A 15,813-nucleotide genomic window follows, 5' to 3' on the forward strand; every position below is an offset into this window, starting at 1 on the left:
AATATATCTTCTTCATAGCTCTAATCGAGTTAAAGAATGTTAATAAGAAATGTTGTTTTTGCGATCAAATAATTATTAAACTATATTGCGCAGTAAAATTTAATTGATTAGTATAACAAATTCACTTATCTTTGTAAAATGTTTTTAAATAGGCGTATAGCGGCTATCTGTGCCGGCATGATGTTTCTATTGGTATTTACTGGTTGTAAAAGTAAATTTGAGAAATTGCGCGCAAGCAATAACATCGCTCAAAAGTACGAAGAGGCCGTAAAACTTTATGAGAAAAAGAAATATACAAAGGCGTTAGTTTTGTTTGATGACTTGCGGACCAAATTCCGTGGACAAGCTGAAGCAGAAAATATTTACTATTATTTGGCATTTGCCAATTACCGGCTGAAAGATTATACATCGGCAGCATTTCACTTTAAAGATTTTGCGGATGTTTATCCAAATAGTGCGAGAGCAGAAGAATGTAGATTTATGCATGCCTATTGCTATTACTTGGATTCTCCGAGATCAACGTTAGATCAAGCGAATACAAAAAAAGCAATTGATGCATTACAGCTCTTTGTCAATCTCTATCCCGAATCAGAACGGTCCAAAGAAGCCGCAGATCTTATTCAGAAATTAAGAGATAAGCTCGAGCTTAAAGCATTTGCCAATGCAAGACTGTACTATGACATGGGGCTGACGGATGATTACAGGGCAGCTGTCATCGCATTACAGAATGTATTAAAAGAATACCCTGATACAAAATACGCGGAAGAGATTGAGTTTCTAACATTAAAAGCACAATACATCTATGCGTCCAAAAGTTTCTTCCTGAAACAAGAAAGTAGATTTGATGATGCCTTGGACTATTATCGTAGCTTCGCAAGTAATTTTCCGAATAGCAAACATATGAAAGAGGCAGAATCCCTTCGTGAAAATTCTGAAAAAGGGATTAAAACCGCCCTCTCTCAAGTGAAGGATTATAATAAAGCCGTTGCAGAGCAGGAAGTATATATCAAAGAACAAAAGGCGAAAAAAGAAAAAGAAAATACCCAAAAAGATGAGTCAAAAAAATAACAATTCAATTCCAAACTCTACAGTTACACGTGACTTGAGACAATTGGACAAAGGCACAGACAATCTCTATGAATCTATTGTAGTTATTTCTAAACGCGCGAACCAAATTGCAGTAGACATTAAAGAAGAATTGAACGGAAAACTTGCGGAATTTGCAAGTAACAACGATAACTTGGAAGAGGTATTCGAAAACCGTGAGCAAATTGAGATTTCAAAACATTACGAGCGTATGCCAAAGCCTACTTTGGTTGCTATTGATGAATTTTTACACGATAAAGTGTACTACAGAAATCCTTCAAAAGAGCAGGACTAATCCTTAAACAATGGCTTTAGCTGGGAAAAATATTGTAATTGCTGTATGCGGCAGTATTGCCGCATACAAGATTGCATCCCTCATCCGCCTTTTAGTAAAAGCAGATGCCCGAGTTAACGTAGTCATGTCAAAAGAAGCGACAGCCTTTATTACTCCGCTTACGCTTTCCACTCTTTCCAAAAATCCTGTTTTAATTGATTATTATCAGCCGAATACCGGGGAATGGAATAATCATGTCGAAATTGCCTTAAATGCGGATTACATTTTAGTCGCTCCCGCAACGGCAAATACACTGGCCAAAATGGCCAATGGATTTTGTGACAACCTCCTAACTGCCGTGTATCTATCCGCGAAATGTCCGGTGCTATTCGCTCCAGCAATGGATTTAGATATGTGGAAACACCCGTCCACACAATCCAATATCAATAAGCTTGGTTCTTATGGCAATATCCTAATTCCTCCAGGAAAAGGGGAATTGGCTAGTGGCCTAGTGGGGGAGGGACGTTTGGCGGAACCAGAAGAAATACTGGATTTCTTAGTTAAATTTTCGGAGACAGGACTACCCTTAGCAGGAAAGAAAGCGTTAGTATCTGCAGGTCCTACTTATGAAGCTATAGACCCAGTCCGATTCATTGGCAATCATTCAAGTGGAAAAATGGGCTATGCTATCGCCACACAACTTGAAGAATTTGGCGCAGACGTAACGCTAGTATCAGGCCCCAGCGCACTTAAACTACCCAAAGGTGTCAATACCATTTCAGTAACCTCGGCAGCTGAGATGTTACATGCCTGTGAAGAACATTTTGAAGCCGCAGATATTGTTGTGATGAGTGCTGCTGTGGCAGACTACACACCAGTTGAAGTTGCTAGCCAAAAAATAAAAAAGAAAGAAAACGAATTATCCATTGAGCTGAAAAAAACGGTAGATATTCTGGCAACTTTAGGGGCTAAAAAGAAAGAAAACCAATTACTCGTTGGGTTTGCATTGGAAACCAATAATGAGCTCGAAAATGCGAAAGACAAATTGATTCGAAAAAACCTGGATTTTATCGTGCTCAATTCCATGCAGGATAAAGGAGCCGGCTTCGCAACAGATACCAATAAAGTTACTATAATCGATCGGTCTGGAAATACCCGTGAGTTTAGCCTAAAATCAAAAGAAGAAGTTGCTAAAGATATCTGTTCAATTATCGTGAGCCTTTCCTAAGCACAACTTTTATAAACACATTCTCTGTGTTCAATGCCGCTATATTTTACAAATTTACAATCCTCAATTCCTTTGGATAATAGTTATTGATTCGGTTGGTCAATACCTTCATCCAGCCCAAAGGTTTACCTTCAAAACTTGCTATTGTCCATCCTTGAAGACTTTCGCCAATCGTATCCACAGTTATATTTTCCTTTCTAAGGTAATTACGTGCATCTTCAAGCGACAATTCTACCGATTGAAAGTCTTTGGTCAAATGATTACTCAAGGCCAGTGCATGGCTTGGTATTAGCTCCTTTCTATTAAGCTTGCCGACATTGGTTCCCGCATTCTTAAGATAAAGCACATTTTGTAGATACTTTAGATCATCCTCATACATTTTTGGGAAAACATATACATCCTCATGATGAAGGAAAGTATGAAAACTAGTACTATCCGAAATCCAGCTATCTAAAATTCCTTTGGGTACATCTGATTTCTCCGGTTTAATTCGCTTTCTATTGAATGTTTCTTGTTCACCAACCTTCTTAAGGACAGCAATAAAAAAGCCCTCTCCACCTAATTTATGCGGGTAAAATCGATAACCGTGTGCACGATGCTTATTAGAATTTGTATGATCAATTCCCCAATGCTCTTCAATAGCTATTTCAACAGATACAAAATCGCCGCTATCCAATAGCCAATCGACAATATCTTCATTCTCTTCTGGTGAATAAGAACAGGTTGAATAAAACAAATATCCGCCCTTATTTAAAGCACTCAAGCTTTCAACCAAAATCCGTTGTTGTCTTTCGCTACAAAGCTTAACATTAGCTTCGGACCATTCATCGATGGCATCGGCATCTTTTCTAAACATTCCAGATCCAGAACATGGCGCATCAACAACCATCAAATCGAAGTATCCAGGAAGACGATTAAACGCTGCAGGATCATTATTTGTAGTTACTGTGTTTGCATTTCCCCATTTCATTAAGTTATCTTGCAGGATTGTAACCCTAGTTTTAATAATTTCATTTGCAACCAAGAGTGATTCCGGATGTAAGCTACTGTTTAATAAGGTAGACTTTCCTCCTGGTGCGGCGCATAAATCCAACGCCCGAATACTCCCTTCGTGTAACTTCAAACTTCGAATGATATGATCGATGAACATGGACGAAGCATCTTGCGGATAATATGCTCCAGCATGAAATAATGGATCTAATGTAAACACTGGACGATCCTGAAGATAATAAGCCACATTACACCAGGGAACTTGTCCTGCATTAGGAAACGGACAATCTTCTAATTTATTAGGGTTTAGGCGTATTGCTGTCGCCCGAATACCTTCCTCATGTATCTTAATAAATGCATCAGTATCAAATAACGGATTCACCCCTAACTTTTTCACTAAAGAATTTGGCAGAAAATTACTCATGTTGTCCCAATAGTTTGCGATAAAATTAAGATAAATAAAAATGAAGTCAAAATAACTGGTAAATTACAAGAAAGAGTAACTTTGTACCATGAAAGAATTCAAGAAATATGCTATTATTCCTGCAACTCCAGAGGAGTTGTATCTTGCATTAACGACCGAAATTACCGCTCGTCTTTGGACAGGGGACCTTGTGTCTATAGACCCTACTGTCAATGGGGAATTCTCTTTGTGGGATGGTGCTATAACTGGCCGATTCTTGGAACTGGAACCATCGACAAAAATTGTACAAGAATGGTATTTCGGTGAAACAGACAGCCCTTCTATTGTTACATTAAAGTTGCATGAACATAAAAAAGGGACTTCCTTGGAAATTAGGCAAACGAATATACCTGATGAAGACTTTGATAATATTTCGGATGGATGGGAAGATCCTTATATCTCTTCGTTGATCGACTTTTATACAGAAGAAGATTAAAGTCTATTATCTCAGAATTCCTTTTTGATGATATATTAGCTTATTGGCGTCATAAATGACGCCAATAAGCTAATATATCATACGTTCCGAAACGATGCCGCCCCCATTTTCTTTAGATAACCTAGCTTCATTATACTTTTTTATATAATTTAAAAACAACTCGTAACTATATTTTCGTTCAAGCTGAAATTGCTTTAATATGCTTGGTTCATCTTCTATTAACGCTGATAGCGCTTTAGCCCTTTGTTTTACATCATTCCCCAAAATATCTTTTACAACATCATTCAATTCAATTATCTCCCCAGAAGAACGCTTAAGAGCACACCAATATTTCGTTGTCGTGAAACCGAGAATAGGTCCAGAGGTTCCACCTCCCACCGCCAAGCCAGAGCTTTTAAAATAATAGACCATTATTTCACCATCCTGAATTAATTCAGCAAATCTTAATTCCTCTGATTTTTCTTTATTAATCCGAAAAATCTGAGGTTTTGTATTTTTAACTTTTTCTAGCCCTGTTTCGATGTAAGAAGGTGCGAAAATTTTGCTTTTACTATTTTGATAAACACGAAAAACTTGGTCTGGAAAAAAATCCATCTGCGTATCTCCATCACGCCATGACAATTTACTATCCGTAACTGAAGAAATTTTCCCATATAAGCTATCTCCATTCATGAAAACAATATAATCTGTATTATTAGATTTCTTTTGAGCACAAAGTGTTTCGGAAAATATAAGTAGAGCAATAACTGCCATCATTTGGCCCAACATTAATAATTTAGCTTTTTTCATTATATAAGTTAATATCCACAAATATACAATTCATTCCAATAATTCACTTTACCACCTGCAAAACATTAAAAAAATTAAACATTTAACTTAAATATCTATACGTAGCGTATTATAATTGTCTCATTGCTCATGTTTTGGACATCCCGAGGCATAGGGAATATTAAGTAAAAAATTATAAATATTTAAGTTAAAATTCCATATAAAATGTTCTAAACTTGGACTTCTCTATTACTAGTTTTATAACCTCATTCCTGCTCGGCAAAACGAACAGTATCGGTTTGCGAATTTGATAAACCCAATAATAGCCTCACTAAGAAGATCATACGTATGCATTTTGTTTATATAAAGCCATACCAGTAATTCTACATCAAGTAAGCAGAATGAGTTACAATAGGCTTAATTCGATTGTTCAAGTTTTAGCACTAGAAAATTATCATACAGAAAACTCAAGCTTAGTGCTGCTATAACCGATAGGCGGAGGATATGCAATAGCCTGTACAGGGAAATACGGAAGTATCTAAACGAAAGAAGCCCTTGACTGTTTCCAGCAAGGGCTTCCGTGTAAAAAAAGGCACCGACCTACTCTCCCACCTGTTACGGCAATACCATCGGCTCTGGCGGGCTTGACTGCTCTGTTCGGAATGGGAAGAGGTAGACACCGCCGATATAGGCACCTAAAAATCTTTATTGACATTATCATGATTGATATCATGTGATTCATGCCAAATGACATATGTATTGAAAGAGGTTCGTTTCTGTTTGTTTCTTAAAAATTAAAGAGGAAGACAACAGTGTCTGTCTGCTTGAGAAAGCTTCGGGCTATTAGTACCACTTGGCTTTGGTCTCTCAACCTTTACACCTATGGCCTATCAACGTAGTCATCTTCTACGACCCTATAAGGAAGTCTCATCTCGTGGCTAGTTTCGCACTTAGATGCTTTCAGCGCTTATCTATTCCAGACGTAGCTACCCTGCCGTACACCTGGCGGCATAACAGGTTCACCAGAGGTCTGTCCAACCCGGTCCTCTCGTACTAAGGTCAGATCCACTCAAACTTCCAACGCCCACAACAGATAGGGACCGAACTGTCTCGCGACGTTCTGAACCCAGCTCGCGTGCCACTTTAATGGGCGAACAGCCCAACCCTTGGGACCTTCTCCAGCCCCAGGATGTGACGAGCCGACATCGAGGTGCCAAACCTCCCCGTCGATATGAGCTCTTGGGGGAGATCAGCCTGTTATCCCCAGCGTACCTTTTATCCTTTGAGCGATGGCCCTTCCATACAGAACCACCGGATCACTATGTCCGTCTTTCGACCCTGTTCGACTTGTCGGTCTCACAGTCAAGCAAGCTTATGCCATTGCACTCCACGTACGGTTACCAAGCGTACTGAGCTTACCTTTGAAAGCCTCCGTTACCTTTTTGGAGGCGACCACCCCAGTCAAACTACCCACCAAACAATGTCCTCCCCATAAGGGAGTTAGAAACCGAATACAGAAAGGGCGGTATTTCAAGGTTGATTCCATGACTCCTGGCGAAGCCACTTCAACATCTCCCGCCTATCCTACACATCCTGTACCCAATCTCAATGTTAAGCTATAGTGAAGGTGCATGGGGTCTTTCCGTCCCGTTGCGGGTAATCGGCGTCTTCACCGATACCACAATTTCACCGAGCTCATGGCTGAGACAGCGCCCAGATCGTTACACCATTCGTGCAGGTCGGAACTTACCCGACAAGGAATTTCGCTACCTTAGGACCGTTATAGTTACGGCCGCCGTTTACTGGGGCTTCGATTCAATGCTTCTCTTGCGATGACATCCCCTCTTAACCTTCCAGCACCGGGCAGGTGTCAGGCCTTATACTTCATCTTGCGATTTTGCAAAGCCATATGTTTTTGTTAAACAGTCGCCTGGGCCTTTTCACTGCGGCTGCTCTTACGAGACAGCGCCCCTTCTCCCGAAGTTACAGGGCCATTTTGCCGAGTTCCTTAGCCATGACTCACTCGAGCACCTTAGGATTCTCTCCTCGACCACCTGTGTCGGTTTGCGGTACGGGTCTTCATAACCTGAAGCTTAGCGGGTTTTCTTGGAAGTCTGTTTACCTGCTCTATCAGCGCCACCGGAGCTTTGCTGTACTATTGGGTTTCAGCAGGGTCGGCGGATTTGCCTACCGTCCCTATACCTACGCCTTTCAACGAACTATTCCGTCAGTTCGCGGCAGTGTCACTACTCCGTCACCACATCGCAGTTATGAAGAGTACTGGAATATTAACCAGTTGTCCATCGGCTTGCCCCCTTCGGGTGCGCCTTAGGTCCCGACTGACCCTGATCCGATTAACGTTGATCAGGAAACCTTGGTCTTTCGGTGGGCGGGTTTCTCACCCGCCTTATCGTTACTTATGCCTACATTTGCTTTTCCATAACCTCCACAGTTCATTGCCAAACTGCTTCCCCGGCGATGGAATGCTCCCCTACCAGATGCATATCTTTCAATGCAAATCCATAGCTTCGGTACCGTTCTTGATGCCCGTTTATTATCCACGCCCGGCCGCTCGACTAGTGAGCTGTTACGCACTCTTTAAATGAATGGCTGCTTCCAAGCCAACATCCTAGCTGTCTGGGCAACCGGACCTCGTTAGTTCAACTTAGAACGAATTTGGGGACCTTAGCTGATGGTCTGGGTTCTTTCCCTCTCGGCCTTGGACCTTAGCACCCAAAGCCTCACTGCCGGCTATATTTGATAGCATTCGGAGTTCGTCTGGATTTGGTAGGATTTGACTCCCCCGCACCCAATCGGTAGCTCTACCTCTATCAAACTCTACGCCGACGCTGTTCCTAAAAACATTTCGGGGAGTACGAGCTATTTCCCAGTTTGATTGGCCTTTCACCCCTACCCTCAGGTCATCCGGAAACTTTTCAACGTTTATCGGTTCGGTCCTCCATTACATGTTACTGCAACTTCAACCTGCCCAAGGGTAGATCACAAGGTTTCGCGTCTACCTCATCTGACTATGCGCCCTATTAAGACTCGCTTTCGCTTCGGCTGCGTCCCTGAAGGACTTAACCTTGCCAGACAAGAGTAACTCGTAGGCTCATTATGCAAAAGGCACGCTGTCACAGGACCTGCCTGCTCCAACCGCTTGTAAGCACACGGTTTCAGGTTCTTTTCACTCCCCTGTTCGGGGTTCTTTTCACCTTTCCCTCACGGTACTGGTTCACTATCGGTCTCTCAGGAGTATTTAGCCTTACCAGATGGTGCTGGTGGATTCCCACAGGATTTCTCCGGTCCCGCGGTACTCAGGATACCACTATGTCAACATTCTTTACCTGTACGGGGCTCTCACCCTTGTCGCGCAGTTTCCCACCTGCTTCCAGTTCATAGCGCTGTACAATCTCGTGGTCCTACAACCCCGACCATGCCGTAACATGATCGGTTTGGGCTCTTTCCCGTTCGCTCGCCACTACTTGGGAAATCATTGTTATTTTCTTCTCCTACGCCTACTTAGATGTTTCAGTTCAGCGCGTTCGCGTTTTATACGACTATTCTTCAAATAGTCAGGTTGCCCCATTCGGAAATCTCTGGATCAAGTCGCATTTGCCAATCCCCAAAGCTTATCGCAGCTTATCACGTCCTTCTTCGCCTCTGAGAGCCTAGGCATCCCCCGTGTGCCCTTATTTACTTTCTTCACCGGCATAGCCTTTTGCTACTATGCGGCTGCTTTTGATATATATACCCGTATGCTAGGTTCGGGATCGTTCGGCATTCACCGAGGGCCTCTCCCTTACTTCAAACACATACACGTATTGTCTCTATACTGTTGTCTTCTCTTGTAATTTTTTTTCTCTTTCAATATGTCAAAGAACTCTTTTTCCGGTATCCTGAAGTATATCTTTATATACTTCACCGGTGATGTGGAGAATAACGGATTCGAACCGTTGACCCCCTGCGTGCAAGGCAGGTGCTCTAGCCAGCTGAGCTAATTCCCCTCTTTTTTTCGTAGTCCCGAGCAGATTTGAACTGCTGACCCCTACATTATCAGTGTAGTGCTCTAACCAACTGAGCTACGGGACTAGCTTATCTTGTTCATCTCTTTCTCTCGGTCCTGCTCCTTTCGGGGCGGGCACTTTCTTCTGATGTTTTTTCTTCTTGCAATCATATGTAACGTGACGAGCACCGATCTTCGATACTCTAGAAAGGAGGTATTCCAGCCGCACCTTCCGGTACGGCTACCTTGTTACGACTTAGCCCCAATTATCGGTTTTACCCTAACACGCTCCTTTCGGTAACATGCTTTAGGTACCCCCAACTTTCATGGCTTGACGGGCGGTGTGTACAAGGCCCGGGAACGTATTCACCGCGTCATTGCTGATACGCGATTACTAGCGAATCCAACTTCATGGGGTCGAGTTGCAGACCCCAATCCGAACTGTGAATGGCTTTTAGAGATTAGCATCATATTGCTATGTAGCTGCCCGCTGTACCATCCATTGTAGCACGTGTGTAGCCCCGGACGTAAGGGCCATGATGACTTGACGTCGTCCCCACCTTCCTCTCTGTTTGCACAGGCAGTCTGTTTAGAGTCCCCACCTTAAATGCTGGCAACTAAACATAGGGGTTGCGCTCGTTGCGGGACTTAACCCAACACCTCACGGCACGAGCTGACGACAGCCATGCAGCACCTAGTTTCGTGTCCCGAAGGACGAGTGCGTCTCTGCACTCTTCACTAACTTTCAAGCCCGGGTAAGGTTCCTCGCGTATCATCGAATTAAACCACATGCTCCTCCGCTTGTGCGGGCCCCCGTCAATTCCTTTGAGTTTCACCCTTGCGGGCGTACTCCCCAGGTGGATAACTTAACGCTTTCGCTGGGACGCTGGCTGTCTATCGCCAACATCGAGTTATCATCGTTTAGGGCGTGGACTACCAGGGTATCTAATCCTGTTCGATCCCCACGCTTTCGTGCATCAGCGTCAATACCAGCTTAGTGAGCTGCCTTCGCAATCGGAGTTCTAAGACATATCTATGCATTTCACCGCTACTTGTCTTATTCCGCCCACTTCAAATGGATTCAAGCCCATCAGTATCAAAGGCACTGCGATGGTTGAGCCACCGTATTTCACCCCTGACTTAATAGGCCGCCTACGCACCCTTTAAACCCAATAAATCCGGATAACGCTCGGATCCTCCGTATTACCGCGGCTGCTGGCACGGAGTTAGCCGATCCTTATTCTTCCAGTACATTCAGCTAGATACACGTATCTAGGTTTATTCCTGGACAAAAGCAGTTTACAACCCATAGGGCAGTCTTCCTGCACGCGGCATGGCTGGTTCAGGCTTCCGCCCATTGACCAATATTCCTTACTGCTGCCTCCCGTAGGAGTCTGGTCCGTGTCTCAGTACCAGTGTGGGGGATTCTCCTCTCAGAGCCCCTAGACATCGTCGCCTTGGTAAGCCGTTACCCTACCAACTAGCTAATGTCACGCGAGCCCATCTCTATCCTATAAATATTTAATAATTCCTCGATGCCGGGAAATTATATTATGCGGTGTTAATCTCTCTTTCGAGAGGCTATCCCCCTGATAGAGGTAGGTTGCTCACGCGTTACGCACCCGTGCGCCACTCTCACCATCCTCGAGCAAGCTCTCCGATGGATCCCGTCCGACTTGCATGTATTAGGCCTGCCGCTAGCGTTCATCCTGAGCCAGGATCAAACTCTCCATTGTAAAATGAAGTTTTTGATTCCAACTATTTACATAATCAGAATTCTTTTTTTATATCTCTGATCTTGGATCGAATTGAACGAATTACTTGAATTTGTTCATGACTTTCGTTTGTCTACTCGTCACGCTTACATGATTGTGTTTTCTTAAAGAACTTTTGCCGCTTCAACTTCCGTATCCGCTATATTCCGATGGCATTGCGCCGTCTTTATCTTTTTTGTTTTTCCCTTCGTTTCCGTTGGGACTGCAAAGGTAGAAATCTTTTTTGAACTTCCAAAAACTTTTTGAAGTTTTTTTTCTTTTCCCTTTTTTCGATTTCCGCGTTTAAAATAAACTGAGCGGGATTTTAAATCCTGCCAGGCTTCTCTTAAACCCTTCTTTTTTCAGGGTTCCTTCTCTCGAAGCAACCGTCCCTCCCTTGCGGAGTGGTGCAAAGATAGGGAGTTTTCGGGCAGACTTCCAAGCCTTTTGTTCTTATTTATTTCATTTTGTCCCTAACTACCTGTAACGGTGTGAGATTATTTTTGGTTTCTGACCACAGGCCTGCGTCGAAGGTGGCAAAAAGGGTACTTTCCTAAGATCTGCAGCAGATTTCTGTCCTTGCCTCCCGTGCGGGCTTCCGCTCAGGACACCGGAAAAGGGAAGGGTGCGCAAGAAAGTACTAAGGTCGTACGGGAATGGCAGTGCAGCCCAATACCCGCGACAGAGAGCCAGGCACAGCAGACGGACGGGGACAGGGCGGGAAGATGGCAGCCAAATGGTCAAAGAACAACAACAAGACAACAGAAATATCCGGCTGCATAATCCGGTCGGGATCTTCTGCCAAAAGCCTGCGCGGCCCCTCGGATAGAATCCGTACTGGAAAGACGGGAAAATTGTGCCGCCGGAAAGATGGCACCGCAAGGATACCGCAGCACAGCTTATAAAAGGATGAAAGCATACAGCACTCCTGATTGACCCTTTTAATAGCTATACTTTCTTACCACTTTACTTAGGGTTTACTTAGGGTTTAGTTAGGGTTTGTTTAGGTTTAGTTTAGGTGATACCTAAATTAAACCTAACTTAAGACTAATCTAACTCTAGACAAAAACTAAACTAAAGGATAAGCAATCCAGAACTCTTCCTCCCTTAGGGAGGAACCATGAGATCTCTCGCATCATAAAACGATCCAAACCCAGTTCGCCTGAGCCTCATGACTTATATTGAAAGATCTTATCCGATTAACGATCTGTTTTAACAATCAACTATCTACTTATATAACAGGCGATTTTACAACTATTGGAATAGCTCTTTTTTCAGTAAATTTGATCTAGGTTAATAAATAACAAAAAAGAAGACCTTATTTTTAAGAAATTAAAGATATTAAATACTTTTATTGCACATAAAACCATATTGGTCCATGATAGATTATGCTCAGCTTTTAAAACAGGTAGAAGAATATGCTGAAACTTATATTACAGAAAATATTTCAGTTTGCCATTGTTTTCACAATACGATACACACACGTTCTGTTGTACGTGCTGCGGAGGAGATTTCATCGCACTATAAACTAGGAGAGGAGGATCACTTTATTGTTATTAGTGCTGCCTACTTTCATGACCTCGGCTACGTAAAATCTGACAATGCTATCGGTCATGAGAAGATAAGTGTCGAAATTGCTTTCAATTTTCTGCAGGATAAAGGAATACCGGAAGCCATACAGGAAAAAATCAAAGGTTGTATTTTGGCAACGAGAATGCCTCAGGATCCAACAAACCTGCTGGAGCAAATTCTCTGCGACGCGGACCTATTTCATTTTGGGAATGAGGATTTCGTTAACAGAAACAAACTGATGAAAGCCGAAGCTGAAGCAGTACTAGGGAAGGAGATCGATAAAGACGTATGGCGGGCGGGCACAATCAAACTATTAATGAGCCATCATTACCATACTGAATATGCGCAGCAAAAGCTTAATGCCAAAAAAGAGATGAATCTAAAAGAACTGGAGAAAAAACAGGAGAAATCTATCTCAAAAAATAAAGAAAGCAAAAAAGAAGACAAAAAGGAAAAGGAGAAAGGCAGTAAGCCAGAACGTGGGATAGAAACAATGTTCCGGATTACGTCCTCAAACAATCAGCGATTAAGCGACATGGCAGACAACAAGGCCAACATCTTGTTAACGGTCAATTCTATTATCCTTTCCGTCGTGATTGCTGTCTTATTTCGGAAACTAGATGCCAACGAGCACCTTATTATCCCAACAATTATCTTAACAACGGCCGTGGTAGCAACCATGGTCATGGCAATATTGTCAACAATACCCAAAATTCCCTCTGGTAAATTCTCAAAAGAGGAAATCGAACAAAAATCAGTCAATCTGCTCTTTTTCGGAAACTTTTACAAGATGAAACTCGACGACTACAACGAAGGCATGCAGAAGGTAATGGTCGATTCGGAATTTCTATATGGCATGCTTACCAAGGATGTTTATTCGCAAGGTGTGGTATTAGGCCGAAAATACAAACTCCTACGATACGCATATGGAATTTTTATGTTTGGCCTTGTTATATCGGTTGTTTCTTTTGTCGTCGCAACCATATTTTAATGCGATCCTATAAATACAGCTGAATATGTCAGGATCATATTGTTCAAACTTTCTTTTTTATCTAAAAAAATGCTGCCTTTAAATCAATCATTAGCGACCAATAGACTGCATCATTTATTGATGTTGTTGTAAGCATGTTGCCATAACCATAAATTTATACGGATGAAGAAGAAAGATCTTTATATCAACAGAGACATCAGCTGGCTGTCGTTCAATGATAGGGTACTTGACCAAGCTGGTCGTCAGGAGGTACCTTTATTGGAAAAACTACAGTTTCTCGCTATTTTCTCATCCAATCTGGATGAATTTTATCGGGTTAGAATGCCTGTACTGATGGCTTGGAAAAAAATAATGAAGCAAAATCCCGGACAGCTCATTCCGAACATAGATATTGGGACGTATAAAAAAGCGTCAAAAACCATCAGCAAACAACAGGAAAAATTTGGCCTAATACTAGCTGATATTATCCAAGAATTAGCAAAAGAAAATATATTCTTTATTTACAATCAAGCTATTCCGACCGAAATAAAAGACCTCACAGCCCAGTATTTCTTTACTACAATTGCCTCCTACCTCCAAATTATACCGATTGATGATACTTCTTTTTTCCCGATCAACAATCAGCTCTACTTCGTCGTTACAGACGACAATACTGAACTGGTATTCTTTCTAAATGTCCCTTCAAATCATATTGGCCGCTTTTTCACCTGTGAGATCAATGGCAATAAATATGTCGTGCTCATAGATGATATTATCAAAGCATTTTTTCCTGAAGCCATAAGAAATACATCGTTAAATTTCTATTCCTTTAAAATCACAAGGGATGCGGAATTAAATCTCCAAGATGAATTTGAGGGTGATATTGCCCAAAAAATCGAGATGGAAGTCAATAAACGTGACCTTGGCTATGCAACACGCTTTCTATTCCAGCCAAATCTGCCAAAACAGTTGATAGAAACACTGGCAACATTATTTGATCTACGGAAAAGTAGCATTGTCGAAGGCGGAAACTACCACAATCTCAAGGATCTATTTTCATTTCCGATTAAAATAGCCGAACTTTCTTATCCAAAACAGCTGCAAATTAATAAGAATCAGAATTTTAAGGAATCTATCTTTGACCAAATAGACCGGGAGGATCTGTTGATCTGTACTCCCTATGAATCGTTCGACCCCATACTGCGTTTTTTTAACGAGGCTGCAATAGATCCAACCGTAGACGAGATTTACACGACCTTATACCGTATCGCCGGTGATTCTCATATCGCACAAGCACTCGCTACCGCAGCAAAGAATGGAAAAAGAGTCAATGTATTTGTCGAATTGAAAGCGCGCTTTGATGAAGCAAATAATATACATTGGGCCCGATTGATGAAAGAACAGGGGGTAAAAATTACCTATAGTATCCCCAATTTAAAAGTACACGCCAAAATAGCGCTGGTCAAACGCAAACAAGGTCGTGAAAGTGCATTGCTAGGTACAGGAAATCTAAATGAAAAAACGGCGAAGGTCTACACAGACTATTTCCTCATTACCTCAAATAAGCTATTGACCAACGAATTAAATATGTTATTCGAGTTTTTACCGGCCCGGAGAAAACCCCATAGTCCAAATGAGCTGTCTTTTAGTCATTTACTGATTGCACAGTTCAACCTCAAACATACGTTTTTATCCCTGATCGACCAGGCCATCCAAGCTGCTAAAGCCGGAGAGACAGCTACAATAAAAATTAAATTAAACAATCTTGAAGAAGAATCGTTAATCAATAAATTGTATGAAGCAAGCCGGGCAGGGGTAAAACTGCAGTTATTGGTCAGAGGAATCTGTAGGCTAAAACCACAAGTACCTGGATTGAGCGACAACATTGTCGTGAAACGGATTGTAGGACGATATTTAGAACATGGCAGAATATTTATTTTTCAATATCAAACACAAAGCAGCGTGTATCTGGGTTCTTCAGACTGGATGAACCGCAATATCTACCGACGTATAGAAACTTGCTTTCCGCTGCTGAATCTGACATTAGCCCATCAAATACAGGAACTGTTCGATATTCAGTTTGCGGACGACACCGAAGCAACTTTGCTGGATGAACATGGGCAAAATCAGGCAATAGAAACACAACAGAAGAATGTTTCGCAGCAACAAATCCTTAATTATTTGAAAGGCAAAATGAAACAATAGGACTATTCAGCAGGGCATCTCATAAAAGCATGACCAGCCTGAAAGCCCAACAAAATAATCA

The 15,813-nt window shown here is 42.1% G+C and carries 8 protein-coding genes, 2 tRNA genes and 3 rRNA genes; 6 read left to right on the forward strand and 7 right to left on the reverse strand.

The features are described 5' to 3' along the window. The first annotated feature begins 138 nt into the window (after positions 1 to 138). The 3 genes from K2F45_RS26835 to coaBC are packed head-to-tail and all read left to right on the forward strand — an operon-like array spanning position 139 to position 2,588. Entirely contained in the window at positions 139 to 1,068 is a 930-nt protein-coding gene (locus tag K2F45_RS26835; protein WP_075990345.1) for an outer membrane protein assembly factor BamD, read from the forward strand. Further along, a complete protein-coding gene (locus tag K2F45_RS26840; RefSeq protein ID WP_075990346.1) occupies positions 1,052 to 1,381 on the forward strand; it encodes a DNA-directed RNA polymerase subunit omega in 330 nt (109 codons plus the stop codon). The genes K2F45_RS26835 and K2F45_RS26840 overlap by 17 nt, the downstream gene beginning before the upstream one ends. A 10-nt stretch (positions 1,382 to 1,391) precedes the next feature. Continuing rightward, positions 1,392 to 2,588, forward strand: coding sequence for a bifunctional phosphopantothenoylcysteine decarboxylase/phosphopantothenate--cysteine ligase CoaBC (gene coaBC / locus K2F45_RS26845; RefSeq protein WP_248932729.1), 1,197 nt, complete (start codon positions 1,392 to 1,394; stop codon positions 2,586 to 2,588). Positions 2,589 to 2,634: 46 nt separating this feature from the next. Here the strand turns inward: coaBC and K2F45_RS26850 are convergent, their stop codons facing one another. Further along, positions 2,635 to 4,002 (reverse strand): methyltransferase RsmF C-terminal domain-like protein, encoded by a 1,368-nt coding sequence (locus tag K2F45_RS26850; protein WP_075990348.1) that lies wholly within the window; start codon positions 4,000 to 4,002, stop codon positions 2,635 to 2,637. Positions 4,003 to 4,090: 88 nt separating this feature from the next. Here K2F45_RS26850 and K2F45_RS26855 point away from each other — a divergent pair, with 88 nt between their 5' ends. Next, on the forward strand, positions 4,091 to 4,477 hold the full coding sequence (locus K2F45_RS26855) for an SRPBCC family protein (protein WP_075990349.1): 387 nt from the start codon (positions 4,091 to 4,093) through the stop codon (positions 4,475 to 4,477). Positions 4,478 to 4,546: 69 nt separating this feature from the next. Here K2F45_RS26855 and K2F45_RS26860 read toward each other — a convergent pair whose 3' ends face one another. The 6 genes from K2F45_RS26860 to K2F45_RS26885 form a co-directional block, all read right to left on the reverse strand. Continuing rightward, the gene (locus K2F45_RS26860) at positions 4,547 to 5,266 is read right to left on the reverse strand and encodes a hypothetical protein (protein ID WP_248932730.1); all 720 of its coding nucleotides are present in this window, start codon (positions 5,264 to 5,266) and stop codon (positions 4,547 to 4,549) included. 566 nt (positions 5,267 to 5,832) lie between these two features. Next, positions 5,833 to 5,944, reverse strand: a 5S ribosomal RNA gene (rrf, locus tag K2F45_RS26865). 125 nt (positions 5,945 to 6,069) lie between these two features. Next, positions 6,070 to 8,951 (reverse strand): 23S ribosomal RNA (locus K2F45_RS26870). Positions 8,952 to 9,178: 227 nt separating this feature from the next. Then, positions 9,179 to 9,252: transfer RNA gene (locus K2F45_RS26875), tRNA-Ala, on the reverse strand. Positions 9,253 to 9,263: 11 nt separating this feature from the next. After that, positions 9,264 to 9,337, reverse strand: a tRNA-Ile gene (locus K2F45_RS26880). A 121-nt stretch (positions 9,338 to 9,458) separates the two neighbouring features. Beyond that, positions 9,459 to 10,987 (reverse strand): 16S ribosomal RNA (locus tag K2F45_RS26885). Together the 16S, 23S and 5S rRNA genes with 2 tRNA genes alongside form the textbook arrangement of a ribosomal RNA operon. A gap of 1,396 nt (positions 10,988 to 12,383) precedes the next feature. Here K2F45_RS26885 and K2F45_RS26890 point away from each other — a divergent pair. Continuing rightward, on the forward strand, positions 12,384 to 13,568 hold the full coding sequence (locus K2F45_RS26890; protein WP_248932731.1) for a Pycsar system effector family protein: 1,185 nt from the start codon (positions 12,384 to 12,386) through the stop codon (positions 13,566 to 13,568). 162 nt (positions 13,569 to 13,730) lie between these two features. Next, the gene (gene ppk1 / locus K2F45_RS26895) at positions 13,731 to 15,752 is read left to right on the forward strand and encodes a polyphosphate kinase 1 (protein ID WP_248932732.1); all 2,022 of its coding nucleotides are present in this window, start codon (positions 13,731 to 13,733) and stop codon (positions 15,750 to 15,752) included. Positions 15,753 to 15,813 lie beyond the last annotated feature (61 nt).

Origin of the sequence: Sphingobacterium siyangense (assembly GCF_023277505.1) — a bacterium.
GTDB lineage: Bacteria > Bacteroidota > Bacteroidia > Sphingobacteriales > Sphingobacteriaceae > Sphingobacterium > Sphingobacterium siyangense.